The sequence below is a fragment of the Streptomyces sp. NPDC007905 genome, from assembly GCF_042959345.1.
Classification (GTDB): domain Bacteria; phylum Actinomycetota; class Actinomycetes; order Streptomycetales; family Streptomycetaceae; genus Streptomyces.
In genome coordinates, this window is sequence record NZ_JBIBKS010000002.1 from 561,408 (window position 1) to 587,993 (window position 26,586).

A 26,586-nucleotide genomic window follows, 5' to 3' on the forward strand; every position below is an offset into this window, starting at 1 on the left:
GTGACGCGCGCGCCGTCGGGCCGGATCCGATGGAAAGATCACATCAGGGCTCACCAACGGATCGCTAACATGTGGCCAACGGTTCGTCCGCAGGTCGTGGACCGATTGGCCGGAAGTCGCCGGACGGCGGTGGCGGTAAGCGGGAACCCTAACGGATTCCGGCGCCGACCGGCAGGTGGAAGGTGGCGGGAAACCGTTGTGGACGGGGCGGAATTCCGCCAGGGAACGGCGGGCACGCGCCCGCCGCGCAGCACGGTCGCACGGGACCGCGCGGGAAGGCAGTGGGGCGGCGTGATGCTGCGGTACGAGCTGCGGTTCGGACTGCTGGGACCGCCCGTCCTGTACGACCGACAGCCGTACGGGATTTCGTACGACGCCCCCGGCACCCTCAGCGGCACCCCTGAGCACACCCCCGACAACAGTGTGCGAGCCATCGGCAGCCCCAAGGTCCGCGCCCTGTTCGCCGCGCTGTTGCTGGAGGCGGGCCGGGTCGTGTCGGTCGAGTCGCTGAAGGACGCCCTGTGGGGCGGGGCACCTCCCGTCTCCGCACAGGCCTCGCTGCACAACCACGTCACCCGGTTGCGCCGGCTCCTGGACGACCCCGAGCGGCTCAGGGCCGTCGCGCCGGGTTATCTGCTGCGCGTGGACGACGGCGAGTTGGACGTGCACGTGTTCGACGCCCGGGTGGCCGAGGCGCGCGCCGCGCACGCCCGGCAGGACTGGCCGGAAGTCGTGCGCCCCTGCACGGCCGCCCTCGCGCTCTGGCGCGGCACGCCGCTCAGCGGGCTCCCCGCCGACTTCGGCGGCTACGCCCTCGTGCAGCGCCTGCAGGAGGCGCGACGGCTCCTGCTGGAATGGCGGTACGACGCCGAACTCGCCCTGGGCGGAGCCGAGGTGGCCGGACTCGTCCCGGAGCTGGCGGCCCTGGTCGCCGAGCATCCGCTGCGCGAGGCGTACCACCGCCAGCTGATGCTCGCCCTGCACCGCACCGGCCGCCAGGCCGAGGCCCTGGCCGTCCACCGCGACCTTCGTGCCCGCCTGATCGAGGAACTCGGCATCGAGCCCGGTCCCTCGGTCCGCCAGGCCCATGTGGAGGTGCTGCGCGGCTTCACGCCACCACGGCCCGGGGAGGCGTCGACCGAGGACACGCTGCTCCGGCAGGCACCCGAGCCCACCACCCCCGAACCGGTCCCCGCCGGCGCATCCGGAAGCGGCGGGGACGAGCCAACCGTCCACTGCGCGCCCGGGAGTGCCGACGGCCGGCCGGCTGTCCGCACCGCGCCTGCGGCCGCGCTCACCGGCGGCGAGCCGACGCCCCGCAGCACGCCCGCAACCGCCCCCGACGGCATCTCCGCCGCACCGGGGCCATCCACCCTCGCCGACGGCGCTTCCTCTGAGGGCAAGCGCAGCACAGCCGGTACGGGCGGGAAACCGGACCCGGCCGAAGACCGGGTGCCACCCGCGGACCACGCCCCCGCACCGGCCCAACTGCCCCCGCCGCCCGCCCATTTCACCGGCCGCGGAGCCGAACACCACGAACTGCAGCAGGCCCTCGTCGGCCGGCGGAGCCGACTCGCCGTGATCAGCGGTATGGCCGGTGTCGGCAAGAGTGCCCTCGCCCTGCACGTGGCCCACGGGCTGCGGGAACGTTTCCCGGACGGTCAGCTGTACGTCAACCTGCACGGCGCCACCCCCGGCATGACCCCGCTCACCTCGGCGCAGGCGCTCGCCGCGCTGCTGCGCGACCTCGGCGCCGAGCCCCGCAATGTCCCCGAACACCCGGATGCCGCCGCCGCGTTGCTCCGCTCCCTCCTCGCCCCCGCCCGCATCCTGCTGGTGCTGGACGACGCGGCCAGCGCGGCCCAGGTCCGCCCCCTGCTGCCGGCCGGCCCCGGCTGCGCCGTGATCGTCACCAGCCGCTCGCCGCTGACCGCCCTGGACGGCGCCCGGCGTTTTCCGCTCGGCCCGCTGACCGGCGAGGACAGCGCGGCGCTGCTCCGGGCGGTGAGCGGGCGGGCGGGGCTCGACGCCGGCCATGCGCTGGTCGAGCTGACCGGCAGGCTCCCGCTCGCGCTGCGGGTCGTGGCCGCCCGGCTGGCCGCCCGCCGGGCCCTCACCCCGGACGTGCTGGCCGGGCAGCTGGCCGCCACCGAGGGCCGACTGCACCACCTCGAATACGACGACCTGAGCGTCCGCCGCTCCCTGGCGGTCGCCCACGACGCGCTCGCCGCCGCCGAGCGCGAGGCGGACCGGGACGCGGCCCACGTCCTGCGCCGCATCGGAGCCCTCGACCTGCCCACCTACGGCGCCCCGCTGGTCGCCCGCCTCACCGGCACCGACGCGCGGCGCGCCGAGGCCGCCCTGGACCGGCTGGTCGACGTGGCCCTGCTGGAGGAGACGGCGTACGGCCGCTACGCCCCGCACGACCTGGTCCGTGACTTCGCCCGCGAGCTGGCCGGCAAGAGCCCCGGGCCGGCCACCGGCGCCGATCCGGATCTCATCGCCCTGCGCTGGTACGCCGCGGTCTCCGAGCGCGCCCTCACCGCCATCGTGGAGCCCGGTCTCGACCAGGACGACCGCCGGCGCCCCACCGCCGCCCAGCCGCCCGAGCACGCGGCGGACGTGGCGGCCCTGGGGTCCTTCGAGTCCGCCGAGGTGGCGTTCGCCTGGGGCGATGTGGAGCTGGAGAACATCGTCGCGCTGGTGGAGCGCAACGCCGACACGGCCGATGAGCGGCGGGCCGCCCATCTCTCCCTGCTGGTCCGGCTGTTCTTCCCGTATGCGCAGCGCAGCGGGAGGGTCGCCGAGATGGAGGTGCTGGGGCGGGCCGCGCTCGGCGCCGCGCGGCGGCTCGGGGACGCGGCGGCCGAGGCGTACGCCCTGGGCGATCTCTCGGGCCTGCACTTCCTGACCGGCCGGCAGAACGACGCCCTCGCCCTCACCGACCGCGCCCTGGCGATCTGGCGGCGGCTCGGCGCGTTCTCCAGGATCCGGCGGTGTCTGAACAACCGTGGGCTGCTGCTGGAGGGGCTCGGGCGGTTCGAGGAGTCCGGCGAAGCGCTGCGGCAGAGCCTCGCCTGCTCCCGGCAGCTGAACGACCCCTACGGCGAGGCTGTCACCCGCAGCCACCTCGGCAACCTCTACGAGCACACCGATCCGCGGGCCGCCATCGAGCAGCACCGGCGCTCGCTGGCGATCGGGGACGCGATCGGCGCGGTCATCGTGCAGCACTCGGCGCACTGCAACATCGGCTACGCCCACCTCACGCTCGGCGAACCGGCGGCCGCCGCACGGCACTTCGAGGAGAGCCTGCGCATCCTCGGCGGTCACGGGGACTGGCACGGCGAGTCGCAGACCCGGCTCGGTCTGGTCCGCGCGCTGCGGCAGCTGGGCGAGGCCGAGCGGGCCGCCTGCGAGTGCGCGGAGCTGCTGCGCCGGGCCGACGCCCGCGCCGACCGCTACATGGGCGGTCTGGCCCGCCACCAGCACGGCCTGCTGCTGCGCGCACAGGGGCAGCGGACGGAGGCGCACGACGTCTGGAGCGCGGCCGTCGCCGCGCTGGACGGCACGGACGAGCAGACGGTTCTGGAGGAGCTGCGGGAGCTGCTGGCCGGCGGCCCGACTCGGTGACCGGCGTTCACTTGGCGTCGGCGTAGCACTGCACCACCGCTGTCGTGAACGGGAAGCGCACCGGGGTCTCGCCGAAGGTCAGCCGCCCAGCGAGGTCGGCGGCATCCCGGATGGCCCGGACGACGGTGTCGGCCTCCTCGGCGGGGCAGTGCACGATCACCTCGTCGTGCTGGAAGAACACCAGTTCGGCCCTGAGCTCCGCGCAGGTCCGGCGGAGCGCGGCGAGCAGCAGCAGAGCCCAGTCGGCGGCGCTGCCCTGCACCACGAAGTTCCGCGCGAAGCGGCCCCGCGCACGGGAGTTGGTGGACGCATGACCGGGGGTCCACGCCTGCCCGTCGGCGGTGTCGTCGTCGACGGGGATGCCCGCCTCCTCCTCCGGGTCCTCGCCCGTCCCGGCGGCGGGCGGGCAGGTCCGGCCCAGCCAGGTGCGTACGAGCCGGCCCTCCTCTCCGGCCCGCGCGGCCTCGTCGACGTAGGCCACCGCCTTGGGGAAGCGACGGCGCAGCGCCGCGAGGTTCTTCAGGCCGTCGCCCGAGGTCTGGCCGTAGACCGCGCCGAGCACGGCGAGCTTGGCCTGGTTCCGGTCGCCGGAGAAGGCGCGGTCGGAGACGGACTGGTAGAGGTCGCTCTCGCGGGCGGCCACCTCCATCAGGCCGGGGTCGCGGGAGATGGCCGCCAGCACGCGCGGCTCCATCTGGTCGGCGTCGGCCACGACCAGCCGCCAGCCGGGGTCGGCGACCACGGCCCGCCGGATCACCTTGGGGATCTGCAGCGCGCCCCCGCCGTTGGTGACCCAGCGCCCGGTGACCGTGCCGCCGGCGAGGAACTCGGGCCGGAAGCGGCCGTCGCGGACCCAGTCCTGCAGCCAGGACCAGCCGTGCGCCACCCAGATGCGGTACAGCTTCTTGTACTCCAGCAGGGGTTCGACGGCAGGGTGGTCGAGCGAGGCGATCTCCCAGCGGCGGGTGGACTTCACCTTGATCCCGGCCTGGGCGAAGGCCCTGATCACGTCGGCGGGCAGGTCGGGCCGGACCCGGCGGCCGAAGGCCGCGGACACCTCGTCGGCCAGCTGGGCCAGTCGTCGGGGCTCGCCCCCGCCCGCGTACCGCTCGCCGAGCAGCTCGTGCAGCAGGTCGCGGTGGACCTCGGCGCTCCAGGGGAGGCCGGAGCGGTTCATCTCGGCGGCCACCAGCATCCCGGCCGACTCGGCGGCCGTCAGCAGCCGCATCCGGTCGGGATGGGCGGTCTTCTCGTGCCGCCGCTGCTGGTCGGCGTAGACCGCGAGGAGGTCCTCGAGCGGCAGGCGGGTGCCGCTCGGCTCGAACAGCGGGGACTGGGCGCCCGGTTCGGCCGGGCGCTGCGGCGGGTCGGGCGGTACGGGGCCGCCGCGGAGGCGGGCCAGGGCGGCGGCGGCCGAGCACGGCTCGCCGTACCGGCCCTCGTGGCCCAGCAGGAGGGTTTCGGCGTCCTCGATGTCGTAGCACCGCTCCACTCGCACCCCCGTGGCGAGCAGACGCGGGTAGACCTCGGCGGTCGACCGCCACACCCAGCGCTGCACCTCCGGACGGCTCCGTACCGCCCCGGCGGGATCGCTCTCCCGCCGCACCGGACCGGCGGGCAGCCCGTCCGGGCCGAGGGGGGCGACGTCCACGCCACCGTCCTCGGCCGGCGCGAGAGCCCACCGGTCGGTCATGACTGCGAGTGTGGCAGGCAGCTCTGACAATGGCCTTGACCTGGGGATTCGCCGGTGAAACGGTGTCGCGGGGACGTCTGTGCCGGTCCTGTCGGCGGTCTGCCCCGCAAGCCGTCCCAGTCCGTCTGGGCCCGTCTCAGGGCGTCCCAGTCCGTCTCAGGGCGTCCCAGTCCGTATCAGTCCGTCGCGGCCTCCGCCGCGTCCGACGCCGCCTTCTTGGGCTCCAGCAGGGTCGCCAGCATCCTGCCGACGAACTCCTCGGTCGCCTCCTTGGTGATGCCGAGTCCGTTGAGGATGCCCTCGCCGTTCTCGTGCTCCAGCAGGGCCAACAGGAGGTGCTCGGTGCCGATGTAGTTGTGGCCGAGCCGCAGGGCCTCGCGGAAGGTGAGTTCCAGGACCTTCTTGGCCTCGGGGCCGTAGGGGACGAGGTCGGGGACGTTCTCCGCGGCCGGGGGGAGCGCGGCGCTCGCGGCCTGGCGCACGGAGTCCAGCAGGACGCCCTGCCTGGTGATCGCCTTGGCGGCCACGCCTTCCGGCTCGGCCAGCAGCCCGAGGACCAGGTGCGCGGGCCGGCCCTCCGGGTTGCGGGCCGCCACGGCCTCGTTGTGGGCGGCCATGACCACGTTGCGCGCGCGCGGTGTGTAGCGGCTGAAGCCCTGGCTGAGATCGAGGTCCGCCGACTCCTTGGGCACGAACCGCTTCTGCGCCGCCTGCCGGGTCACGCCCATGCTCCTGCCGATGTCGGTCCAGGACGCGCCCGAGCGGCGCGCCTGGTCCACGAAGTGGCCGATCAGATGGTCGGCCACGTCACCGAGGTGGTCGGCGGCGATCACCGCGTCCTGCAACTGGTCGAGGGGTTCCGGATGAACCTTCTTGATGGCCTCGATGAGGTCGTCGAGGCGTACGGATGCCGTGATGTTCGGATTACTCGCCATGTGTCAACCGTAGGTTGTCACTTCTGGAGTGTCAACCGCTGGTTGACACCCGGGAACTCTCGGTCCGGGCCGGTTACTTGGGCGCGGCAACCAGCCGCACCGCCAGCCCCGTGAACACCGTCCCGCTGAACCAGTCGAGGCCCCGGGCCACCCGTCGGCTCCGCCGCAGCAGCGCGGCGAGCTTCCCGGACAGCAGCCCGACCGAGCCGTCCACCAGCAGTCCCATCACCGTGATCGTGAAGCCCAGGACCAGGAACTGCTCGCGTACGTGGCCCAGGCCGGGGTCCACGAACTGCGGCAGGAAGGAGACGTTGAAGAGGATCACCTTGGGGTTGAGCAGATTGGTGACGGCTCCCCGCCAGAAGGCCCGCCGACGCCCGTGCCGCCAAGCGGCCTCCGCGCCGACCGGAACACCGTCGCCGCGGAACGCCTACACGGCGAGGAACAGCAGATAGGCCGCGCCCGCCCAGCGCAGCACGTGATAGAGCGTCGGCAGGGTCAGGAACAGCGCCGACAGCCCGAGCGCCGCGGCGACCGCGTGCACGAACATCGCGCAGGCCACCCCCGCGGCGGCCGTCACGCCCGTCAGGGGGCCGCCCCGGCCGCCCATCGCCACGATGAACATCATGTCCGGACCGGGAGTGACACAGAGCGCGAAAGCGGCCACGAGGAAGGCCGCGTAGAGAGACATGTCCACCATGCCGTCATGCTCGGCGCACACCCGCGCGCGGGCAGCGAATTCCGGGGAGTGAGACGTGCCGGGCAGCTCCGCCAGGGCGGGACCCCGATGCCGGGCTCGGGCGCGGGCGGCGCAGGGGGCCCAGGCGGCGCAGGCCGAGCGACGGTCCGCGGGGTAACGGTCCGCTCCCGGGCGACCAGTCGCCGCCGGCACCGACCAGGCGCTGTTCCCCGGGACGCCCGCAGCCCGCGCCCGGCAGTGCCCTCGACCGCTCCCCGGCACGGTCGTACGCGCCCGAAACTGTCCACAGGGTGTGGACGACCTCGGACCCTGTCGGTGCCGCGTGGCACGATCGACAGCGTGACCAGCACTGCCAGCACCGTGGAGCGGGCCTTCCGGGCCGCCCTGTACGACGACACCGACACCGGACTCGACACGGGCGCCTCCCTGCTCGCCGCCGACCCCGCCGCGGACGCCGAACTCGCGCGGCGGGGCGAGGAGTTCATCGCGACGGCTTGGCAGCGCGGCTGGCAGCCCGCCGATGTCGTACGCCTCGCCCGGCGCGAGCTGGAGGACGTCCACGTACACCTGGCAGCGGGGCTGATCAGGGCCCAGGCCGGGCGGGAGGGCCCGCGCGGGCACCGCTGGACCGCCCAGCTCGAGGCCCTGCCGGAGGACCCCGCGCGCCCGAACGACCGCTTCTCGCACGCCACCGCAGTGCTCCAGCTGTACCGCCTGCTGCTCCGCCTGCCCGCCCTGGAGCCCCTCGAAGAGCCCCGCCGCGAGCACGGGCCGGCCGTCTCCCGCATGCTCACCCGTATCCGCGCCCTGCTCGCCAAGGCCGAGGCGACCGGCTATCCGGAGGAGGCGGAGGCGCTGAGCGCCAAGGCGCAGGAGCTGATGGCCCGGCACAGCGTCGACGAGGCGCTGCTGGCCGCCGGTGCCCCCGCGCCGGACGCGCCCGGTGCCTGCCGCATGGGCGTCGAGCCGCCGTACGAGCAGGCCAAGGCCGTGCTGCTGGACGCGGTCGCCATGGCCAACCACTGCCGTGCGGTGTGGAACGAACCGCTCGGCTTTTCCACGGTGGTCGGCTTCGAGGCGGACCTGGAGGCGGTCGAGCTGCTCTACACCTCCCTGCTGGTGCAGGCCACGCACGCGATGACCAGGGCCGAGGCCGCCCAGAGAGCCGGCGGCCGCAAGCGGACCAAGACCTTCCGGCAGTCGTTCCTCGCCGCCTACGCCCACCGCGTCGGCGACCGCCTCGCGGCCGCCGCCGAGACCCAGGTGACCCAGGACCTGCTGCCGGTCCTCGCCACCCGCGAGGTCGCCGTCACCGACCGGCTGGAGCGCATGTTCCCGCAGACCACCACGACCCGGCTGCGCGGTGTGAGCGACGCGGCGGGCTGGACGGAGGGTGCGGCCGCGGCGGACCGGGCTCAGGTCAGGGCGCGCCCGCGGCTCGGGTGAGGCTGCCTCAGTCCCCGGCCTGCTGGAAGGCGCTGACGAAGGCGTTCGGGTCGCCCTGGCCGGTCGTGCCGGCGATCGGCCCGTACTTCCAGGGGATGTCCTGGGCGACGTCGCTGCCGGGGAGGGTGACGTTCATCGACGTGGCCTTCAGGCTCTTCGCGTCGCCGTCCGCGCCGCGCACGTAGGTGACCGTGAAGGTCGCGGAGTCGCCCTTGGCGAGCTTCAGCTTCTGCGCCTTCGCCCCCTTCTGGGGCTTCAAGGTGGCCGTGACGCCGCTCCGGTTCACCTCGACGTGCGGAAAGCCGTCCAGGGTGCAGGGCGCGCTCTGGTTGGTGATGCTGACAACCACCTGGCCGGTGTCCCCGGCGGCCGGCGCCACGCTCGCGGAGCCGGCCTGGACGGAGGCCTTGCCGACCGCACAGCCCGACCCGGACTTGCTCTTCCCGCCGTCGCTGCCGCCGCCGTCGCAGGCGGTCAGGGCGAGGGTGACGGCGAGAGCGGTGACAGTGAGCGGAATCGCGCGCATGAGCTGGTCCCATCGAGGTCGTGACGGTCTCCCCGCATCATGGCGCCTGCCCGCGGCGAGCGATCGCGCACCCCTCCGCAATTCACCGCTTCAGGGCAGTCGGCAGTCCGGACGGCAGCTTGCCGCCCTCGGCCCTGGTGTAGGTCTCCTGGCCGAGCTTGCCCGACCATGTCACCTTCATGCCGTCCCCGCTCACCGAGTCGACCATGCCGGTGACCCGGTCCTTGCTGCCGTCGGTGCAGGTCAGATGGATCATCTGCATGCCCGCCTCGGTACCCGCCGCACCACTGCACACGGTCCCGCCGGTCGCGAAGAGCCCGGCCTGCTTCCCGGTGATCACCAGGGCCACGACCGAGCCCTTGCTGGTGGTGAGCCAGCTGCCCTGGAGCTTGCCGGAGGTGCCCGCCACCGCGCCGGTGCCGGAACCCGTGGTGGACGTCGGGGTCACGCTCGGGGTGGGCGAGGAGCCGTCCTTGGAGCCGCCCCCGCTGCACGCGGTCAGCGCGAGCGCGCCCACCAGCCCCGCGGCCGCGGCCGCGGTCCGCACCCTTGCAGTCGCCGTAGTCACGTCAAGCTCCCAAGCTGTAGCGAGCCGGCCGTCCCGGGGCCGTCGACCCGTTCCGGACGCCCCCCGGACCGGAGGGACCGCAGCAAGTTACCAGCCGTCAGCGGGAGGACTTCCGGACGCCGGACCGGAATCCGCTGTGCGCGTTCGCGGAGGCAGCGCCCGCTCCCGTGCGTTCCTGACGGCCCGTGCCGACCGCCCATACGCAGGTGGAGGACCATAGGTAGGCGTTTCCCTACTGTTGACGCGTAGCAAAAAGCCTACGTATTCTTCCGGCATGACCATCACGCATGCCTCATTCGTCACGCTCCCCGTCTCCGACCAGGACCGGGCTCTGCGCTTCTACACGGACGTCCTCCGCCTGGAGGTCACCGCCGACCGGGACCTGCCCCAGGGTCGCTGGCTGCAGGTGGCTCCCAGGGGCGCGCAGACCGCGTTCACGCTCTCGGGACCGGCCATGGGTGGTTTCGAGCCCGGCTCCGCGCGGGGGATCATGTTGCTCACGACCGATGTGGACGCGGACTGTGCCCGGCTCGCCGCGGCCGGGACCGCCGTGCAGGGACCGGACGACCTCCCCTGGGGGCGGATGGCCTCCTTCACGGACCCCGACGGCAACGGTCTGATGCTGCTGACGGAGAAGGAAGGCTTCTGACCGCTCCATGAACGGGACGGGTACCGCCGCCGAGGACCGCGTCTTCGCCGCGCTCGCCAACGTCACCCGCCGCGAGGTGCTCCGCCTGCTGCGCGAACGCGGGCCGCAGCCCGTACAGGCGCTCGCCGACCACTTCGACATGCGCCGCCCGAGCCTCTCGGAGCACCTCAAGGTGCTCCGGGAGGCCGGCCTCGTCTCCGAGCAGCGGTCCGGCCGGCAGCGCATCTACCGCCTCGAGGCGGCCCCGCTCGCCGAGGTGCAGGACTGGCTCCATCCGTACGAGCGGTTCTGGCGCGAGAAGCTGAAGGGTCTCGGCGATCTGCTCGACCGCATGCCCGACGATGACCAGCCATGACCACAGCACCCGACGGTGACACCGGCGGCCTCACCACGATCCGTGTCGCCCAGTTCTTCCCCCACCCGCCCGCCAAGGTCTGGCGGGCCCTGACCGAGCCCGGCCTGCTGGCCCAGTGGCAGATGCCGGGCTCCGAGGACTTCCGGCTCGAGGTCGGCCACCGGTACCGCATGACCTCGGTCCCGCGTCCCGGCTCCCGCTTCTCCGGTGTCGTGGAGGTCCAGGTCCTGACCTACGACACCGGGCGGATGCTCTCCCTCCGGTGGGCGGACGCCGATCCGGCCAATCTCGCGGAGTGGACCATCACCTGGACCCTGGAACAGGAAGGGCGCGGTACGCGTCTCTTCCTAGTGCACGAGGGATTCGATCCGGACGACCCGGCACAGATGATGGCGCGGAAGATCATGGACGGGGGCTGGAGAGGACATGTCCTGCCCGCCCTGGGGCGCGCGCTGGAGCAGCTTCGGTAAAGCGCACGTCAAGGCTGTAATCGCGGGACCACGTCTCGTGCACGTGCATCTGCTCATGCGGCTGCACATGAACGGGGTTATGATCCGGGTCAGTTGACCACCGCATCTATGGCCACATCAGCCAGTGCACCACCGGGGAGCGACCTGTGGACCGCGACGTTGACGGCGTGTACGGGGGGTACGACGTGTACAACGGCATGGCTGCCACGCAGCTGGACGGAGTGGCCTGGCAGAAGAGCAGGCACAGCAACTCGCAGGGCTCCTGCGTGGAGTTCGCGCGGCTGCCCGGCGGCGAGGTGGCCGTACGCAACTCGCGCTTCCCGGACGGGCCCGCGCTCGTCTACACGCGCGCCGAGATCGAGGCCATGCTCCTCGGCGTCAAGGACGGCGAGTTCGATCATCTGGTGGCCGGCTGAAACGACTCAGTGATCTCGGCACGGCTCACGGTCGGCCCCAGCCCGGAGGCGGTCGGGTGAACTCGGGGTGTACGCGCGTAGAAACGCGGCGTCACTGGACGCCGCGTGGCGTCAGCCGGCCGGCCGGAGCCGGAACATCGCCCAGACCACCTTGCCGTCGAGGGTGCCCGCGAGCGGGTGCCAGCCCCAGCTGTCGGCGAAGGAGTCGACCAGGAACAGACCCCGGCCCGACTCGGCCGAGAAATCGTCCGAATCGCGCGGGGCGGGCGTCTCGTGGCTGGAGTCGCGCACCGCGCACACCAGTCGCTCGGTCCAGTGCATCAGGTGCAGCCGCACGGAGGCCGGATGCTCGGCGCAGCACGCGCCGGCCGAGTCGCAAGGTGCGGACCGCAGTGCCTCGTTGGCGGGGTGGTGGGGGAGGGGCAGGCCGTGCCGCAGGGCGTTGGTCACGAGCTCGGAGACCACGAGACATATGTCGTCGAAGCGCTCGCCCACGTCCCACTTGTCCAAGGTGCCGCGGGTGAAGCGCCGGGCCTCGCGCACCGCTTCGTAGCGGGCGGGCAGAGCGCAGGAGGCGGCCTCGGCCACGGCCGCGGGATCCCACGGCGGAAGGCCCTGCCGTAATGGCTTGAGCATGGTCGATCCATTCGTCCCCATGCGAGGCACTCCCGGGAATTCGCGGTCGTTGCGATGCAGCGGTGGCGCGGCACCATGGTTTCGGATGGGAGGAGCAGATGCAAGGGCAGATGCACGTGCACGCGACCGAAATGAACCTGCCCGTACCACTTCTTGGCCATTTTTTCCGCCACGTTCGACCGAACATCTCCCAGAGGTCCTGACCTTTGCCGCGTAAAACGGCCGACCTCTTTCCGTTTCCGTAACCGGACGAGTACTGCTTGGAGTGTTTTAGTGGCAGACTTCGGCCCCTGGAGACGGTTGGGGAGGCTGGCGAAGGTGAGCGCGGGAGAGCCCGGATCGGTGGTGCGGCGCATGCTGCTCGGTTCGCAACTCAGGCGACTGCGTGAAGCACGGGGGATCACGCGTGAGGCGGCGGGTTACTCGATCCGCGCCTCCGAATCGAAGATCAGCCGGATGGAGCTGGGCCGGGTGAGCTTCAAGACCAGAGACGTCGAAGACCTGCTGACGCTGTACGGCATCACGGACGAGGCGGAGCGCGAGTCGCTGCTCTCCCTCGCCCGGGAGGCCAACGTGGCCGGCTGGTGGCACAGTTACACGGACGTGCTGCCCACCTGGTTCCCCACCTACGTGGGACTGGAGGGCGCCGCCTCCCTGATCCGGGTGTACGAGGTGCAGTTCGTGCACGGCCTGCTCCAGACGGAGGACTACGCCCGCGCGGTGGTCCGGCGCGGTATGAAGGGTGCGAGCGCCGCCGACGTGGACCGGAGGGTCGCGCTGCGCCTGGAGCGCCAGAAGCACCTGCTCGCCGACAACGCGCCCGAATTCCACATCGTGCTGGACGAGGCCGCCCTGCGCCGCCCCTACGGCGACCGCGACGTGATGCGCGGCCAGTTCCAGCACCTGATCGACGTCTCCCAGCGCCCCAACGTCCGGCTGCAGGTCATGCCGTTCAGCTTCGGCGGCCACTCCGGCGAGAGCGGCGCCTTCACCATCCTCAGCTTCCCCGAGTCGGATCTGTCCGACGTGGTGTACGTGGAGCAGCTGACCAGTGCCCTCTACCTGGACAAGCGCGAGGACGTCGCCCAGTACGAGCAGGCGCTGAAGGAGCTGCAGCAGGACAGCCCGGGCCCGGACGAGAGCAGGGACCTGCTGCGCGGTCTGCTGCAACTGTCTTGAGAGGACACCCTCAACTCGCTTTAAACGCCAGTACGATGACGGTTGATCAGACCGTGACCGGGATCTGGCGTCTGCTAGTGATTGAGGGATCACATGTCGTCCTACTTCAGCGACCTGGCCCAGCAGTACATCGACGGTGAATGGCGTCCGGGCACCGGTTCCTGGGATGTCATCGACTTCAACCCGTACGACGACGAGAAGCTGGCCTCGATCACCGTGGCCACGGTCGACGAGGTCGACCAGGCCTACCGGGCCGCCGCCCGCGCCCAGAAGCAGTGGGCGGCGACCAACCCGTACACCCGCCGCGCGGTGTTCGAGCGGGCGCTCAGACTGATAGAGGACCGCGAGCAAGAGATAGCCGACCTGATCATCGCGGAGCTGGGCGGCACGCGCGTGAAGGCGGGCTTCGAACTGCACCTCGCCAAGGAGTTCCTGCGCGAGGCGGTCCACCTGGCGCTGCGCCCCGAGGGCAAGATCCTGCCCTCGCCGGCCGACGGCAAGGAGAACCGCGTCTACCGGGTGCCGGTGGGCGTGGTGGGCGTGATCAGCCCGTTCAACTTCCCGTTCCTGCTGTCGATCAAGTCGGTGGCCCCGGCCCTCGCCCTGGGCAACGGCGTGGTGCTCAAGCCGCACCAGAACACCCCGATCGCCGGCGGCACCCTGGTCGCGAAGATCTTCGAGGAGGCGGGCCTGCCCGGCGGCCTGCTCAACGTCGTCGTCACCGACATAGCCGAGATCGGTGACGCCTTCATCGAGCATCCGATCCCCAAGGTCATCTCCTTCACCGGCTCCGACAAGATCGGCCGGCACGTCGCCACCGTCTGTGCCGCCAACTTCAAGCGCTCGGTGCTCGAACTGGGCGGCAACAGCGCGCTGGTGGTCCTGGACGACGCCGACATCGACTACGCGGTGGACGCGGCGGTCTTCAGTCGGTACGTCCACCAGGGCCAGGTCTGCATGGCCGCGAACCGGGTGCTCGTCGACCGTTCGATCGCGGAGGAGTTCACCGAGAAGTTCGTCGCCAAGGTCGGCTCCCTGAAGGTCGGCGACCCGCGCGACCCGCTGACCGTCATCGGTCCGGTGATCAACTCCGCGCAGGCCAACGCCCTTTCGGCGGCGGTCGAGCAGGCGCTGGCCGAGGGCGCCACGGCCCTGATGCACGGCACCACCACCGGCAACCTGGTCGAGCCCAGCGTGCTCACCGACCTCCCCGCCGACTCCGCCCTGCTCCAGCAGGAGGTCTTCGGGCCGGTCGTCTTCCTCGTGCCCTTCGACGGCGAGGAGGAGGCGGTCCGGATCGTCAACGACACCCCGTACGGCCTCAGCGGTGCCGTCCACACGGGCGACATCGAGCGCGGTGTGGCGTTCGCCAAGCAGATCGACACCGGCATGTTCCACGTGAACGACGGCACGGTTCACGACGAGCCGCTGGTGCCGTTCGGCGGTGAGAAGCACTCCGGTCTCGGGCGGCTCAACGGCGAGACCACCCTGGAGGCCTTCACCACGATCAAGTGGATCTCGGTGCAGCACGGCCGCAGCGGCTTCCCGTTCTAGTTGCTGGGTGTCCTTCGGGTGCCGGGGCCTTGCGGACAGAAACTGACCGCAAGGCCCCGTAGCGTCGTCGGTGTCAGGGAAACGGACCCGAGGGAAGGCGGCCGTCATGGTCACTCACGTGGGAGCAGAGGCGCAGGGCGACGAACGGGGGGCGCTGCTGTCGTTCCTGGAGGAGCAGCGCGGAGGGATCCGCCGGGCGCTGCTGGGGCTGACGGAGGAGCAGGCCCGCTCCCGGCCCAGCGCCAGCGAGCTGTCCCTGGGCGGACTGCTCAAGCATGTCGCCGAGGTCGAGCAGAGCTGGGTGGCCCGGGCCAGGCAGGAGCCGCCGGCCATCCGGCGCGACGAGTCGAACTGGCACGAGACCTTCCAGTTGGTCGGCGACGAGACGGTCGCCTCGCAGCTCGGGTACTGGGAGGAGGTCGCCGCCGAGACGGAGAAGCTTGTCCGGTCCGCGCCCAGCCTGGACGACACCTTCCCGCTGCCGCCGGACCCCTGGTTCCCGCCGGAGGGCCGCGTCTCCCTGCGCTGGCTGTGTCTGCACCTGATCCGCGAGACGGCCCGGCACGCCGGCCACGCCGACATCATCCGCGAGTCGCTCGACGGCAGGACCGCGTTCGAGCTGGTGGCCCTGGAGCAGGCCGGGTAACGGCCGGCCTAACCTGGAGCCCATGTCAGCGATCCGTCTTCTCGTGCTCGGCGCGGTGCGCCAGCACGGGCGGGCCCACGGCTACCAGGTCCGCAACGACCTGGAGTACTGGGGCGCGCACGAGTGGTCCAACGCCAAGCCGGGCTCGATCTACCACGCCCTGAAGCAGATGGCGAAACAGGGACTGCTGCACGAGCACGAGATCGCCCCGTCCACCGCCGGCGGCCCGCCGCGCACCGAGTATGAGATCACCGACCTCGGCGATGAGGAGTTCTTCCGGCTGCTGCGGGCGTCCCTGGTCTCCTCCGACCAGAAGGCGGACATCCAGTCGGCGGCCATCGGCTTCCTGGTCGAGCTTCCCCGGGCCGAGGCGCTGGCCCTGCTCAGGGAGCGGATCCGGCGGATCGAGGAGTGGCGGGCCACCGTCACCGAGCACTACATCCCCGAGGACGGCCCCCGACAGCTGGGCCACATCGGCGAGATCATGAACCTCTGGGTCCATTCGGCCGACTCCGACGCGGCCTGGACCCGGGGGCTGATCGACCGCCTGGAGTCCGGCGCCTACACCTTCGCCGGCGAGGGCGAACCCTTCGTGGGCGTGCTCACCGAGGGCCAGGAGAACCCGTACGCGACGGGGGAGCGGCATCCGGGGGACGACCGCTGACCGGCCTCCTGGCGGTGTTCTTCAGGCAGGGGCGCTCCGTGCGACGTCCGAGGACTGACCGAAGGGAGCCCCGCGCCCGACGGGCCGGGTGGCCCGACTGCGCCGTGGCCCGGTGCGGGCAGACGGACCTGGGTCCGGGGTCCGTCTGCCGCGTTCACCGGCTCTTCGTGGAGAGGTCGTGGGTGGCTTCGAGGAGTGGCCGCGGCTCGACACCGTCTGTCGGCCGGCTGTCGGAGGGTTCTCCCTGGGGCTGGACGGACATGACGACGACCACCTGGTAGTCGCCGGGGTGCTGGTCCACGTCCGACCACGTGGTGCCGGGGCAGAGGCTGTCGAGCGGCAGGGTCTTGGTGTACGGACGCCGGCCGACGGGGTACAGGAGGGCCGGCCCGCCGTCCGGACCAGTGTCGGCGGCGGGCTTCTGGCGGCCGACGACGACGCCGTGCTTGATCAGGAGGGCCGTGGGCGGGACATCGATGATCGGCAGGCTGAGTGCCTCTGTCCGGTCCTGGGAGGTGATCCTGTAGGTGGTCCGCAGCGTGGAGCCCTGGCGCCGCAGGGATGTGACGGTCAGTTGCAGGGACTCGTCGGGGCCGCTGACGACGACCGGGGGTTCGATGGTGCCGCCGCAGGGCAGGGAGCGGTCCTGGAACTTCAGCGGCGGGGAGGTGGTGGTTGTCGGGGCGGGGTGGGCCCGATCACCGGTCACCGCGCCGGAATCGGCCCCGCATCCGGCGAGGGCGAGCAGCAGGACGGGGACGGCGGGCAGCAGGACGCGACGCATGAGTTCCTCCATGAAGTGTCGAGAGCGGTGCGAGCAGAGGCAGAGGGGCCGGTCATGAGGTCGGCCGTTCAACCGGCCAGGGGGCGCGGGCGACGATCACCGAATCGGGGGCCCGAGTGCCGGAGGGGCCGGCCTTCCGGGTGACGAGGACGACGGCGACTTCGCAGCTGTCCTTCCTCACCGAACTCCAGGTGGTTCCCGCGCAGGGATTCCCTGGCACGGGCGCGAGCCGGACGCGGTGCGGGCGGCCGGGGGTGATGGTCACCTGGTGCGCGGTGTTCTCGGAGGCCGGTCCGGATGGATCCTGGCCGGCCACGACCCGGCCGTTCTTCAGGACGAGAATCCATGGCCCGGCCGACAGGACCGATCGGGCGGTCGCGTCCACCGCGTAGGTGACCTGCGGGGCTCCGTCCCGTGCCGTGCGCACGTCGGAGATGCGCACGGTCACGGCCCCCCGGCCGGTACTCGCCGGGATCTTCATGCCGCAGGTGTAACCAGGGAGCCCTGGAGCTTCGCCACTCGTCGCCGGGGGCTGCTTGATCACCGAGTCCGCCGGTGACTTGATCTCCGGCGTCGAGACGGACGGCAGCGCGTTCAGCGCGACCGCGGCGGCCACGGCCAGGCCCGCCCCGGCCACGGCGGTGTATTGGATGCGCCTGCGTCGGCGCACCCGGGTCCGGACGCGCTCGGTGTCGATCTCCAGCGGCGGTGTGCGGTGCGCGGCGGCCAGCAACTGTTCGCGCAGCTCCTCCGGCTTCATGTCTCCAGCCTTTCCTCCGCGACGTGCTGGGCGGGTGGCCGCAACTGGGCGCCCAACCGTGCCAGCGCGTCGCTCAGATGACGCTTGACCGTGCCCTCACCGCAGCCGAGCCGCGTCGCGATGTCCGCGGTGGACATGTCCTCGTAGTAACGGAGCACCACGCAGGCCCGCTGTCTCGGCGACAGTCCGCGCATGGCGTCCATGAGGTCGATCCGGTGCAGGACGTCCGTGCTGTGGTCGGCGACCGGCTCCGCTGACACGAGCCGTGGAAGCGCGCGGATCCAGCGGGTTCGGCGCCGGTGCAGGTCCAGGTAGCGGTTGAGCATCGTGCGACGTACGTACGCCTCCGCCTCACCCAGTTCCCACGCACGGCGGGGCCGGGAGAAGACTCGTACCAGTGCCTCCTGAACCAGGTCGGCGCCCTCCGCACGGTTGCCGCACAGCAGGAAGCCGTATCGGTTCAGCTCCGCGCCGCGCTCCTGCGCGAGCTCGGACAGCAGCCTTGACCAGTCGGCCACATTCCCTCCCATCCCCTCACCCGGTATCACGAACAACTCCCCCGTCCGGTTGGGGCCTTGCGGCCAGGAAGTTTCGAAGGGCCGCCGCGGACGGTGCGGCGCGGGATGCCGCCCACAGATGCGAGGGGCACCACAGTCTCCGGGTGGAAGCTCTGTGGTGCCCCTCGCGGCGGTGCCGGATTACTGGTGCGGGTTCAGCTTCAGGCCGAAGCTGTGGAGGATGTCAGTGGCCTCCGTCCACTCGATCTCCCCCGGACCGTTGCCGGCGGAGACGATTCCGCGCGCCTGGCGGCGGCGGCTGTCGTTGACCACGAACACGAGGCCACCGGAGTCGCCCTCGGTGCCGCAGTAGGACCCCTTGCCCTGGACGCCCCGCACGTTGTGGAGGGAGCCGTCGGCCCACTGGATCCTGTACCGGTAGTCGTCGTTGGAGGTCGTGATGTCGCAGGGGACACCCTTGTGGTTGTAGAACGAGCGGGCGCCGTCCTGGCAGACCCTCTGTCCCTTGTAGGAGTAGGCGACGTTGTTGACGGCGTACCACTTGCCGGTGGGCGTGTCGGCCTCGTCCGAGTTGAAGCCCTTGCCGTTGTAGAGGCCGCTGTCGATGAGCTGGGCGTCCCAGCCGTCCTTGGTGCTGGTCACCTTGCCGAAGTACTTGCCGTGGCTGCCGGTCCAGTGGCCGGGGGTCGAGCCGCCCTCACCGTAGACGCCCGCGCCGTTGGGGAAGCAGTGGGCGGCGGTGATGAGGTAGTCGCGTCCGTGCGAGTTCTCGGCGGCGATGCCGCCGGTGCACTGGGCGACATAGCCGGACTTGCGGGCGTTGCCGACGAGGACGTCGCCGCCGATCTGCGGACGGGAGTCGTTCCAGCGCCAGGAGGCCGCCGTCTTGATCTTGCCCGGCACGTAGGTGACGGGGATGCCGTCCAGCCGGTTGCCCCGCGCCTTGACCCGCTGCAGCGCGCTCGGCTTGACCTCCACGGTGATACCGGAGCCGTCGGCCTTGGGCGCCGCGCCGTAGTACACCTCCTTCGAGGCGTCCTTGACGGCGCCCAGCGGGAATATCTTGTCGATCTCCCGGTCCAGCACCTTCCTGCTGTAAGCGGCGTTCTGAACGCGAATCAGCGCGGTGTCGATCGTCGGGTGGGCGTGCTTGGCGGCGGCGACCAGCTTCGCGGCCCGGGTGCTGTCGGTGGCGAAGAGGGTGACGAAGCCGCCCTCCTCGTCGACGTGCAGGTCGCTGTAGGTGTCGGCGAACGTGCCGCGGCCCTGCTCGCCGAGGGCGTTGGCGACGGCGTTCAGCGGTGCGACCTTCTTGGCGTGCGCGAGGAGCGCGGCGTCGGTGGTGGTGGCTCGCTGCCCGTCGTTGGCCTCGGCCGCCGGCGTCGCCACGACGGCGAGCAACGCGCCTAACGCCGAGGCGGTGGTGAGCGCGAGGAGCTTGGTACGTGTACCAGGCATGAGGGTCCCCCTGAAAGATGTGAATTTCCCCGTGTGACCAAACGGTCGAGCGTCATCGAAACTCAGAGCCGGACGGGCGTCAAGGGAATTATGCGGAGCCACCCCTGCGTGCGCGGAATTGTCGGCTCCGAATGTCGGCAGGAGGCCGGAAAAGCGGAGTGGGTGATTCAGCAATTTCTGTCGGCCATGCCTGCCCACTCGCTCCTGGGCTAGTCAAAGCCCTGGTCAGACGCATGGTGGAGTCGCCGAAATCGGTAGCGGGGCTCGCTGTCGGCGAAATGATGTGTATCGAAACCTTCAGGTGGAGGGTTTCGTGTGCGCCCGGGGACGCTAACCCATCCTTTACGCTGCGGAGGCAAAGAAAAAGTAAAAGTAAATGGTTCGACTCTCGGGAGTCCGTCCCCTATCGTCGGCTCGTCCTGTCCGACAGCCCGCTGAGGGAGTGCACCGAGTGAAGAGCCCTATCAAGTTACGCAGTCTTCTTATGGCCGCTGGAGTGATTGCCGGCCTGGTCTCGGCGTCCGGTGTGGTCGACGCCAGTGCCGCGGACGCCCGCCCGGCGTCCTCGCCCGCGAGGCCGGACCTCTCGCCTTCCGGGCAGGCGGCGCCGCGCTGGACCGCCGCGGCGGCGCAGCGGTTCTGGACCGACCGGCGCATGGCCGAGGCGAAGCCGCTTCCGGAGGACCGGCGCCCGGCATCGGCGGATGCCCCGTCTGCGAACCCGGGCAGGCCCCTGTCACGGCGTGCCGGGGTCGGCCCGGGAAGCTCGCACTTCGGCGGGCTGCCGATGATCGGTCGGATGTATGTGCAGAGAGGCGGCGGTTCCTACTTCTGCACCGCGAGTGTGATCAACAGCTCGCACCACAACATCGTGCTGACCGCGGGCCATTGCATGGACTCCAGGGCCGGGAGCGGTTCGATGGCGTTCGTGCCGCAGTGGACCGCGGCCAGACCGCGACCGCATGGGATCTTCCCGGTCGCCACCGACTCCAGAGGGCGCAGCCTGGTCTGGATCGATCAGCGCTACTACGACCGCGGGCACACGAAGGGCGCGCCGTGGGACGTGGCGTTCGCTCGGCTCGGAGCGCGCAGCGACGGCAAGCAGGTGCAGGACGTCGTGGGCGGCAACACCCTTGTCACCGGGCGCGGTTACGCGTTCCCCCGAGTCAGGCTGATCGGCTATCCGAACACCGACCGGCAACCGCTGACCTGCACCAACTCCACGACGCGGTTCACCCCGAACGACGGCACGCCCGGCTCGTACCTCCGGATCGCCTGCGACGACTACCGGTCGGGTACCAGTGGCGGCCCGTTCCTGGCGAACTTCGACGCGCACACCGGGAGGGGCGATGTGGTCGGGAGCATAGGCGGCTGGAAGACAGGGGGGCCCACCGCCGACATCTCCTACAGCCCGTACTTCGGCTCCGACATCCGGCGTCTGTACAACGCCGCCGTGGCCGGCTCGCCGCCCGCCCGGCCCTGAGCGCTGCCGCAGTGACGGGCCGGCGGTGAAGCGCCCCCTGCCCCGGCGCCCACCGCGCGGGTGCAGGCCCTAGGGCCCTTCTGATGGATCTCGGCGGCGTCGCGGCGTCCTGCACGCACGCTCGCCGCACGGCGCGAAGGGACAGGTGGCTCCGCCACATGACCCTCCACGCCGCACGCCGAGCGCACGCACCGGACGCCGCTCCTTCCCCCACGGAGATCCATCAGAAGGGCCCTAGTGGTGGAAGCCGGTGGCCGCCGCCCTGTCCCGGGTCAGCGGGTGCGGCTGCCGGCGCAGCTCCGGCACCAGGCGGGTCAGGTCGTCGGCGAAGAGGTCGGCGAGGTCGCGCGAGAAGCCGTTGCGGCACACGACCCGCACCACGGACAGGTCCTCGCGGTTGGGCGGGAAGGTGTACGCGGGCACCAGCCAGCCGTTCTCGCGCAGCCGCCGGGAGACGTCGAAGACGTCGTACGTCTGGACGTCCGGTGCGGTCGTGAAGGCGAACACCGGTAGTTCGTCCCCCCGGGTCAGCAGCCGGAAGTCGCCGATCGCCTCGATCCGGTCCGCCAGCGAGGCCGCCACGTCCCGGGTCGCCTGCTGCACCGCCCGGTAGCCCTCGCGGCCCAGCCGCAGGAACGTGTAGTACTGCGCCACCACCTGGGCGCCCGGGCGGGAGAAGTTGAGCGCGAAGGTGGGCATGTCGCCGCCGAGGTAGTTGACCCGGAAGACCAGCTCCTCGGGCAGCGCCTCCTTGTCCCGCCACAGCGCCCAGCCGACGCCCGGGTAGACCAGGCCGTACTTGTGCCCCGAGGTGTTGATCGAGGCCACGCGCGGGAGGCGGAAGTCCCACACCAGGTCCTCGTCGAGGAAGGGCGCCACCATCGCGCCGGACGCGCCGTCCACGTGCACGGGGATGTCGAGACCGGTGCGCTCCTGCAGGGCGTCCAGGGCCGCGCACAGGTCGGCGATCGGCTCGTACGACCCGTCGAAGGTCGAGCCGAGGATGCCGACGACCCCGATGGTGTTCTCGTCGCACAGCTCGGCCGCCGCCTGCGGGTCCAGGTGGTACCGGTCGCCCTCCATCGGGACCAGCCGGGCCTCCACCTCCCAGAAGTTGCAGAACTTGTCCCAGCAGACCTGGACGTTGATACCCATGACCAGGTTCGGGCGCGCTCCCGGATAGCGGTCGGCGTTGCGCTTCGTCCAGCGCCGCTTCAGCGCCATCCCGGCGAGCATGCACGCCTCGCTCGACCCCGTGGTCGAACAGCCCTCGGCGGCCGCCGGGTCCGGCGCGTTCCACAGGTCGGCGAGCATCGCCACACAGCGCCGCTCCAGTTCGGCGGTGCGCGGGTACTCGTCCTTGTCGATCATGTTCTTGTCCCGGCACTCCGCCATCAGCTCACCGGCCTGCGGCTCCATCCAGGTGGTGACGAAGGTGGCTAGGTTCAGCCGGGAGTTGCCGTCCAGCAGCAGCTCGTCGTGCACGAGCTGTGCCGCCGTGCTGGGCGGCAGGGGTGTTTCGGGGAGCCGGTGCTTGGGCGGGGCCTCGGTCATCTCGACGACCGGGTTCGCCTCCCCGAAGAACGGGTTGACCGACATCGGCCGCTCGTCGTGCTTCCCAGGACCTTTGTGCAGAGCCATGAATGTGCCTCCAGAAGGAGAGAGAGTGAGGGCTAGCTAGCGGACCGGGGTGCCGTCCTTGCGCAGCTGCATCTGCGGCCGCCCGGTGACCAGCAGCCAGGCGGGCAGCGAAGCGACGCACAGCAGGGCGATGATCACCGGCGAGGCCACCAGGACGGCGGCCGTGAACAGGCTCACCCAGCCCTGCCGGGTGATCGCCAGGAGAATGCCCAGCACACTCGCCGACACACCCAGTGCGGGCGGCACGGCCGGAATCAGCGCGTGGGCACACAGCCCCAGGGCGGTGCCGATGAAGACGGCGGGGAAGATGCGGCCGCCCCGGAAGCCGCAGGACGCCGCGACCAGCAGCGCGGCCAGCTTCACCACGGCCATCGCGGCGAACTGCCCGGCCGACCAGCCCTCCGGATCGTGCGCCAGCACCCCGAGCTCGGTCAGCCCCTTGAACAGCGTCAGACGGCCGCCCACGGCCGCCAGAGCCCCGAGGACGACCCCGCCGGCCGGAAGCATCAGCATCGGGTGCCGCAGTCGCTGGAAGGCGGAGTGGACGTACGGGAAGGCTCGTACGCCACACATGCCGAGCAGCGCGGCCGCCGAGGCGATCACCAGGGCCGACAGCAGGTCCTGCCAGTGCGGGCGGCCCAGGGCGGGCAGGCCCAGGTCGAAGGCCGGGCGGAAGAGCAGGGTGGTCGTCATGGCCCCGACCGCGGCCGCGGTCAGCGGCGCGAACAGGTTGTCCCACAGCAGCCCCCGCGTCGGACGCCCGGCCAGCGCCTCGGAGATGACCAGTGCCGCCGCCACCGGCGTGCCGAACAGTGCGCCGATCGTCGCCGCCTCGGCCAGCAGCGGCCACAGGGCGCCCGGCGTGCGGCGCAGGAAGCGCCCGCCCAGCCAGGCGGCCAGGCCCACGTTCACGGCGATGATCGGGTTCTCCGGGCCGAGGCTCGGCCCGCCGGCCAGCATCAGCCCGGTCGCCAGCACCAGGCCCGGCAGCACCGCCGGCGGCAGGACGGGCGCGTCCAGACCGGTGGTGGCGGGGTCGGGGCCGGCGTGCCCCGGCACCTTCCAGACCACGAGCCCGACGGCGATCCCGGTCGCCACGAGCATGACGAACATCCACAGCACGGAGTAGCGACCCACACCCAGCGCGTCCGGCAGGGGCCCCCACAGCACGTGCTGGAGCTGCTCCGCCGCCAGGCTCACCCCGACGTACACCAGGCTCGCGGCAACCCCCACGACGACCGAGGGCAGTACAAGGGGCAGCAGAGCCCGTGCCGGGGTCGCCGGACGAGTCGTGCGAGCGTGCTGCTCGGTGTCCTGGGCCACGGGCTCACCATAAGCGGACAGAACATGTCGAACACCCCGAAGCGGATCCGGCTTGCACCTCACGTGGCGTGAGGCATCAGCGTGGACGACGTACCGACGACAAGGAGCGGAAAGTGAGCTACTCCGTGGGACAGGTCGCGGGGTTCGCCGGCGTCACGGTGCGCACCCTGCACCACTACGACGAGATCGGGCTGCTCGTGCCGGGCGAGCGCACGTACGCCGGCCACCGGCGCTACACCGACACCGACCTCGACCGGCTCCAGCAGATCCTGTTCTACCGGGAGCTCGGCTTCCCGCTCGACGAGGTCGCGGCCCTGCTCGACGACCCGGAGGCGGACCCGCGCGCACACCTGCGCCGCCAGCACGACTTGCTGACCGCCCGGATCGAGAAGCTGCAGAAGATGGCCGCGGCCGTGGAGCACGCCATGGAGGCACGCACGATGGGCATCAACCTCACACCGGAGGAGCGGTTCGAGGTCTTCGGGGAACAGAACGACCCCGAGAAGTACGCCGAGGAGGCCGAGCAGCGCTGGGGCGACACGTCCGAGTGGGCCGAGTCACAGCGCCGCACCGCCCGCTACGACAAGGAGGACTGGAAGCGCATCAAGGCCGAGGCCGACGGCTGGAACGAGCGGTACACCGCTCTCGTCGCCGCCGGTGAGCAGCCGTCCGGCGCGGCGGCCATGGAGCTGGCCGAGGAGCACCGGCAGCACATCTCCCGGTGGTTCTACGAGTGCCCGCCCCAGATGCACCGCTGTCTCGGCGAGATGTACGTCTCCGACGAACGCTTCAAGGCGTACTACGACGCCATGCGGCCGGGCCTGGCCGAGCACCTGCGCGACGCGATCACCGCCAACGCCGACCGGCACACCTCCTGACCTGTCCCGGCCCGGGTGCGCACGGGGGTCACTCCCGGGCCAGGACCACGGCCGTGCCGTACGCACACACCTCCGTGCCCACGTCCGCGGCCTCCGTCACGTCGAAGCGGAACATCAGCACCCCGTTGGCCCCACGCGCGCGTGCCTGCTCCACCAGCCGCTCCATGGCCTGGTTGCGGGTCTGCACGAGCGTCTTGGTGAGTCCCTTCAGCTCGCCGCCGATCATCGACTTCAGCCCGGCGCCGATCTGGCTGCCGAGGTGCCGGGAACGCACGGTGAGCCCGAAGACCTCGCCCAGCACCTGTCGCACCCGGTATCCGGGCACGTCGTTCGTCGTCACGACCAGCACGTCCGGCTGGGGCCCCTGGCCGCCGCCGTAGTCATCGAGTCCCATGGCTCACAGCTTTGCCCCAGTCGTCCCACAGTGCATCCTGGAGTCACCGGTGGAACCTGGGGCGGTCACATCGCGTTGATAGCTTTGTGCGGCCGCACAAGGACGCCGTAGCCGCCCTCATCCCCTCAGGAGCCCGGACCCGTGATGACACTCGCCCTCGGCCCGAGCTGGCTGGATCCCGCCCATCTACTCAACACCTACAGCATCTGGGGTCTGCTGCTCGTCGTCTTCGCCGAGTCCGGCCTGCTCATAGGTTTCTTCCTGCCGGGCGACTCACTGCTGTTCACCTGCGGCCTGCTGATCACGTCCCACGAGCTGCACTTCCCGCTCTGGGGTGCGATCGCCCTGATCTGCCTCGCCGCCGTCCTCGGCGACCAGGCGGGCTACATGTTCGGCAAGAAGGTCGGGCCGTCCCTGTTCAACCGGCCGGACTCGCGCCTGTTCAAGCAGGAGAACGTCGCCAAGGCGCACGAGTTCTTCGAGAAGTACGGGCCGAAGTCCCTGGTCCTGGCCCGTTTCGTGCCCATCGTGCGCACGTTCACGCCGATCGTCGCCGGCGTCAGCGGCATGAAGTACCGCTCGTTCCTGGTCTTCAATGTCATCGGCGGCGTCCTGTGGGGTGCCGGTGTCACTCTGCTCGGCTCCTGGCTCGGCAACAACGACGTCGTCAAGAACAACATCGAGGCGATCCTCATCCTGATCGTCCTCGTGTCGGTGATCCCGATCGCGATCGAGTTCCTCCGCGCGCGCGGCAAGAACAAGAAGGCGGCCGCGCGGCCCGAGGCGCAGCCCGCCCCCCAGCAGGTCCAGGCCCCGTACCAGCATCAGCCGGTCATGGACGACGCCACGACCCGCCTCCGCCGCATCGAGCCGGAGCAGCCCCAGTACCAGCAGCAGTACCGGGAGCCGCAGCAGTACGAGGAGCCGCAGCAGTACGAGGAGCCGCAGCAGTACGTGGAGCCGCAGCAGGAGCAGTACTGGAACCAGGGCCACGACAGCCAGTACTACGGCCGGCAGCAGTACCCGCAGCAGCAGTACCCGCAGCGCCGGTACGACCAGCAGCAGTACGACGAGGACCAGTACGACCAGACCCAGTACGACCAGAACCAGTACCCGTACGACTACCGCCGGCAGTAGCGCGGCGAGTCACCAGGAGCAGGGCGCTAGTAGATTGTCGCGGCTTAGTTTTGCTGTGTGGTTGGGTAGAGGTGGCGTAGTTTCACGCGTGCGTCGTCGGTGGTGAAGTGCCAGTCGACTTGGCGCTGGTTGCTGTTGGTGTG

At 71.2% G+C, this 26,586-nt stretch carries 25 protein-coding genes and 1 pseudogene; 13 read left to right on the plus strand and 13 right to left on the minus strand.

Translation table 11 applies throughout. From position 1 onward, the window contains the following. Positions 1-294 precede the first annotated feature (294 nt). Positions 295-3,630 (plus strand): BTAD domain-containing putative transcriptional regulator, encoded by a 3,336-nt coding sequence (locus tag ACFZDC_RS06295; RefSeq protein ID WP_391320722.1) that lies wholly within the window; start codon positions 295-297, stop codon positions 3,628-3,630. A 7-nt stretch (positions 3,631-3,637) separates the two neighbouring features. Here the strand turns inward: ACFZDC_RS06295 and ACFZDC_RS06300 are convergent, their stop codons facing one another. From ACFZDC_RS06300 to ACFZDC_RS06310, 3 genes and pseudogenes are all read right to left on the minus strand, one after another. Beyond that, positions 3,638-5,323, minus strand: coding sequence for a bifunctional 3'-5' exonuclease/DNA polymerase (locus ACFZDC_RS06300; protein WP_391320641.1), 1,686 nt, complete (start codon positions 5,321-5,323; stop codon positions 3,638-3,640). 176 nt (positions 5,324-5,499) lie between these two features. Then, the gene (locus ACFZDC_RS06305; protein ID WP_391320643.1) at positions 5,500-6,258 is read right to left on the minus strand and encodes a Clp protease N-terminal domain-containing protein; all 759 of its coding nucleotides are present in this window, start codon (positions 6,256-6,258) and stop codon (positions 5,500-5,502) included. A 73-nt stretch (positions 6,259-6,331) separates the two neighbouring features. After that, a pseudogene (locus ACFZDC_RS06310) lies at positions 6,332-6,958 on the minus strand (LysE family translocator). Between the two features lie 339 nt (positions 6,959-7,297). Between ACFZDC_RS06310 and ACFZDC_RS06315 the strand changes: the two are divergent. Then, complete coding sequence (locus ACFZDC_RS06315; protein ID WP_391320645.1) at positions 7,298-8,404, plus strand: DUF2786 domain-containing protein; 1,107 nt, start codon at positions 7,298-7,300, stop codon at positions 8,402-8,404. 7 nt (positions 8,405-8,411) lie between these two features. Here the strand turns inward: ACFZDC_RS06315 and ACFZDC_RS06320 are convergent, their stop codons facing one another. Beyond that, on the minus strand, positions 8,412-8,930 hold the full coding sequence (locus tag ACFZDC_RS06320; RefSeq protein WP_391320647.1) for a DUF4232 domain-containing protein: 519 nt from the start codon (positions 8,928-8,930) through the stop codon (positions 8,412-8,414). An 82-nt stretch (positions 8,931-9,012) separates the two neighbouring features. Then, a complete protein-coding gene (locus ACFZDC_RS06325; RefSeq protein ID WP_391320648.1) occupies positions 9,013-9,498 on the minus strand; it encodes a hypothetical protein in 486 nt (161 codons plus the stop codon). Positions 9,499-9,772: 274 nt separating this feature from the next. Between ACFZDC_RS06325 and ACFZDC_RS06330 the strand changes: the two genes are divergently transcribed. From ACFZDC_RS06330 to ACFZDC_RS06345, 4 genes are all read left to right on the plus strand, one after another. Beyond that, a complete protein-coding gene (locus ACFZDC_RS06330) occupies positions 9,773-10,147 on the plus strand; it encodes a VOC family protein (RefSeq protein ID WP_391320650.1) in 375 nt (124 codons plus the stop codon). A gap of 7 nt (positions 10,148-10,154) precedes the next feature. After that, positions 10,155-10,502, plus strand: a complete 348-nt coding sequence (locus ACFZDC_RS06335) for a metalloregulator ArsR/SmtB family transcription factor (protein WP_391320653.1) — start codon at positions 10,155-10,157, stop codon at positions 10,500-10,502. Beyond that, positions 10,499-10,972 carry an SRPBCC domain-containing protein gene (locus ACFZDC_RS06340; RefSeq protein WP_391320655.1) on the plus strand — a complete coding sequence of 158 codons (474 nt, stop codon included), beginning with the start codon at positions 10,499-10,501 and terminating at the stop codon, positions 10,970-10,972. Before ACFZDC_RS06335 ends, ACFZDC_RS06340 begins: the two co-directional genes overlap by 4 nt. Positions 10,973-11,118: 146 nt before the next feature. Beyond that, entirely contained in the window at positions 11,119-11,388 is a 270-nt protein-coding gene (locus ACFZDC_RS06345; RefSeq protein WP_067006203.1) for a DUF397 domain-containing protein, read from the plus strand. A 111-nt stretch (positions 11,389-11,499) separates the two neighbouring features. On the opposite strand, the gene ACFZDC_RS06350 is transcribed toward ACFZDC_RS06345, so the two are convergent. Then, the gene (locus ACFZDC_RS06350; RefSeq protein WP_391320657.1) at positions 11,500-12,024 is read right to left on the minus strand and encodes an ATP-binding protein; all 525 of its coding nucleotides are present in this window, start codon (positions 12,022-12,024) and stop codon (positions 11,500-11,502) included. Between the two features lie 354 nt (positions 12,025-12,378). Between ACFZDC_RS06350 and ACFZDC_RS06355 the strand changes: the two genes are divergently transcribed. The 4 genes from ACFZDC_RS06355 (at position 12,379) to ACFZDC_RS06370 (ending at position 16,067) form a co-directional block, all read left to right on the plus strand. Further along, positions 12,379-13,203 carry a Scr1 family TA system antitoxin-like transcriptional regulator gene (locus ACFZDC_RS06355; protein WP_391320724.1) on the plus strand — a complete coding sequence of 275 codons (825 nt, stop codon included), beginning with the start codon at positions 12,379-12,381 and terminating at the stop codon, positions 13,201-13,203. Positions 13,204-13,296: 93 nt separating this feature from the next. Continuing rightward, the gene (locus tag ACFZDC_RS06360) at positions 13,297-14,757 is read left to right on the plus strand and encodes an aldehyde dehydrogenase family protein (protein ID WP_391320659.1); all 1,461 of its coding nucleotides are present in this window, start codon (positions 13,297-13,299) and stop codon (positions 14,755-14,757) included. A gap of 106 nt (positions 14,758-14,863) precedes the next feature. Next, positions 14,864-15,403: a DinB family protein gene (locus ACFZDC_RS06365; RefSeq protein ID WP_391320661.1), complete on the plus strand. Its 540-nt coding sequence runs from the start codon at positions 14,864-14,866 to the stop codon at positions 15,401-15,403. A gap of 22 nt (positions 15,404-15,425) precedes the next feature. Beyond that, entirely contained in the window at positions 15,426-16,067 is a 642-nt protein-coding gene (locus ACFZDC_RS06370; protein ID WP_391320663.1) for a helix-turn-helix transcriptional regulator, read from the plus strand. 154 nt (positions 16,068-16,221) lie between these two features. On the opposite strand, the gene ACFZDC_RS06375 is transcribed toward ACFZDC_RS06370, so the two are convergent. The 4 genes from ACFZDC_RS06375 to ACFZDC_RS06390 all read right to left on the minus strand — a co-directional run bounded on the left by ACFZDC_RS06375 (position 16,222) and on the right by ACFZDC_RS06390 (position 19,587). Then, entirely contained in the window at positions 16,222-16,851 is a 630-nt protein-coding gene (locus tag ACFZDC_RS06375; protein WP_391320665.1) for a hypothetical protein, read from the minus strand. A 52-nt stretch (positions 16,852-16,903) separates the two neighbouring features. Next, entirely contained in the window at positions 16,904-17,611 is a 708-nt protein-coding gene (locus tag ACFZDC_RS06380) for a hypothetical protein (RefSeq protein WP_391320667.1), read from the minus strand. Continuing rightward, entirely contained in the window at positions 17,608-18,129 is a 522-nt protein-coding gene (locus ACFZDC_RS06385) for a sigma-70 family RNA polymerase sigma factor (RefSeq protein WP_391320669.1), read from the minus strand. Before ACFZDC_RS06385 ends, ACFZDC_RS06380 begins: the two co-directional genes overlap by 4 nt. Positions 18,130-18,309: 180 nt before the next feature. Next, positions 18,310-19,587, minus strand: coding sequence for a hypothetical protein (locus ACFZDC_RS06390; protein WP_391320671.1), 1,278 nt, complete (start codon positions 19,585-19,587; stop codon positions 18,310-18,312). 451 nt (positions 19,588-20,038) lie between these two features. Between ACFZDC_RS06390 and ACFZDC_RS06395 the strand changes: the two genes are divergently transcribed. Then, a complete protein-coding gene (locus ACFZDC_RS06395) occupies positions 20,039-21,070 on the plus strand; it encodes a trypsin-like peptidase domain-containing protein (protein ID WP_391320673.1) in 1,032 nt (343 codons plus the stop codon). 234 nt (positions 21,071-21,304) lie between these two features. Here ACFZDC_RS06395 and ACFZDC_RS06400 read toward each other — a convergent pair whose 3' ends face one another. Together ACFZDC_RS06400 and ACFZDC_RS06405 are read right to left on the minus strand one after the other, a co-directional pair. Further along, on the minus strand, positions 21,305-22,711 hold the full coding sequence (locus ACFZDC_RS06400) for a glutamate decarboxylase (protein WP_391320675.1): 1,407 nt from the start codon (positions 22,709-22,711) through the stop codon (positions 21,305-21,307). 36 nt (positions 22,712-22,747) lie between these two features. After that, positions 22,748-24,034, minus strand: coding sequence for an ion channel protein (locus ACFZDC_RS06405; RefSeq protein ID WP_391320677.1), 1,287 nt, complete (start codon positions 24,032-24,034; stop codon positions 22,748-22,750). A gap of 113 nt (positions 24,035-24,147) precedes the next feature. On the opposite strand from ACFZDC_RS06405, the gene ACFZDC_RS06410 reads away from it, so the two are divergent. Next, complete coding sequence (locus ACFZDC_RS06410) at positions 24,148-24,912, plus strand: TipAS antibiotic-recognition domain-containing protein (RefSeq protein WP_391320679.1); 765 nt, start codon at positions 24,148-24,150, stop codon at positions 24,910-24,912. 28 nt (positions 24,913-24,940) lie between these two features. On the opposite strand, the gene ACFZDC_RS06415 is transcribed toward ACFZDC_RS06410, so the two are convergent. After that, entirely contained in the window at positions 24,941-25,306 is a 366-nt protein-coding gene (locus ACFZDC_RS06415; protein ID WP_391320681.1) for a heavy metal-binding domain-containing protein, read from the minus strand. 141 nt (positions 25,307-25,447) lie between these two features. Between ACFZDC_RS06415 and ACFZDC_RS06420 the strand changes: the two genes are divergently transcribed. Continuing rightward, the gene (locus ACFZDC_RS06420; protein WP_391320684.1) at positions 25,448-26,443 is read left to right on the plus strand and encodes a VTT domain-containing protein; all 996 of its coding nucleotides are present in this window, start codon (positions 25,448-25,450) and stop codon (positions 26,441-26,443) included. Positions 26,444-26,586: the final 143 nt, after the last annotated feature.

Excerpts from the sequence above, each read along its gene's own strand:
- ACFZDC_RS06295 (WP_391320722.1), top strand. The coding sequence starts at position 295 with ATGCTGCGGTACGAGCTGCGGTTCGGACTGCTGGGACCGCCCGTCCTG.
- ACFZDC_RS06300 (WP_391320641.1), bottom strand. The coding sequence starts at position 5,323 with ATGACCGACCGGTGGGCTCTCGCGCCGGCCGAGGACGGTGGCGTGGAC.
- ACFZDC_RS06305 (WP_391320643.1), bottom strand. The coding sequence starts at position 6,258 with ATGGCGAGTAATCCGAACATCACGGCATCCGTACGCCTCGACGACCTC.
- ACFZDC_RS06320 (WP_391320647.1), bottom strand. The coding sequence starts at position 8,930 with ATGCGCGCGATTCCGCTCACTGTCACCGCTCTCGCCGTCACCCTCGCC.
- ACFZDC_RS06330 (WP_391320650.1), top strand. The coding sequence starts at position 9,773 with ATGACCATCACGCATGCCTCATTCGTCACGCTCCCCGTCTCCGACCAG.
- ACFZDC_RS06335 (WP_391320653.1), top strand. The coding sequence starts at position 10,155 with ATGAACGGGACGGGTACCGCCGCCGAGGACCGCGTCTTCGCCGCGCTC.
- ACFZDC_RS06340 (WP_391320655.1), top strand. The coding sequence starts at position 10,499 with ATGACCACAGCACCCGACGGTGACACCGGCGGCCTCACCACGATCCGT.
- ACFZDC_RS06350 (WP_391320657.1), bottom strand. The coding sequence starts at position 12,024 with ATGCTCAAGCCATTACGGCAGGGCCTTCCGCCGTGGGATCCCGCGGCC.
- ACFZDC_RS06355 (WP_391320724.1), top strand. The coding sequence starts at position 12,379 with ATGCTGCTCGGTTCGCAACTCAGGCGACTGCGTGAAGCACGGGGGATC.
- ACFZDC_RS06360 (WP_391320659.1), top strand. The coding sequence starts at position 13,297 with ATGTCGTCCTACTTCAGCGACCTGGCCCAGCAGTACATCGACGGTGAA.
- ACFZDC_RS06365 (WP_391320661.1), top strand. The coding sequence starts at position 14,864 with ATGGTCACTCACGTGGGAGCAGAGGCGCAGGGCGACGAACGGGGGGCG.
- ACFZDC_RS06370 (WP_391320663.1), top strand. The coding sequence starts at position 15,426 with ATGTCAGCGATCCGTCTTCTCGTGCTCGGCGCGGTGCGCCAGCACGGG.
- ACFZDC_RS06375 (WP_391320665.1), bottom strand. The coding sequence starts at position 16,851 with ATGCGTCGCGTCCTGCTGCCCGCCGTCCCCGTCCTGCTGCTCGCCCTC.
- ACFZDC_RS06380 (WP_391320667.1), bottom strand. The coding sequence starts at position 17,611 with ATGAAGCCGGAGGAGCTGCGCGAACAGTTGCTGGCCGCCGCGCACCGC.
- ACFZDC_RS06390 (WP_391320671.1), bottom strand. The coding sequence starts at position 19,587 with ATGCCTGGTACACGTACCAAGCTCCTCGCGCTCACCACCGCCTCGGCG.
- ACFZDC_RS06400 (WP_391320675.1), bottom strand. The coding sequence starts at position 22,711 with ATGGCTCTGCACAAAGGTCCTGGGAAGCACGACGAGCGGCCGATGTCG.
- ACFZDC_RS06415 (WP_391320681.1), bottom strand. The coding sequence starts at position 25,306 with ATGGGACTCGATGACTACGGCGGCGGCCAGGGGCCCCAGCCGGACGTG.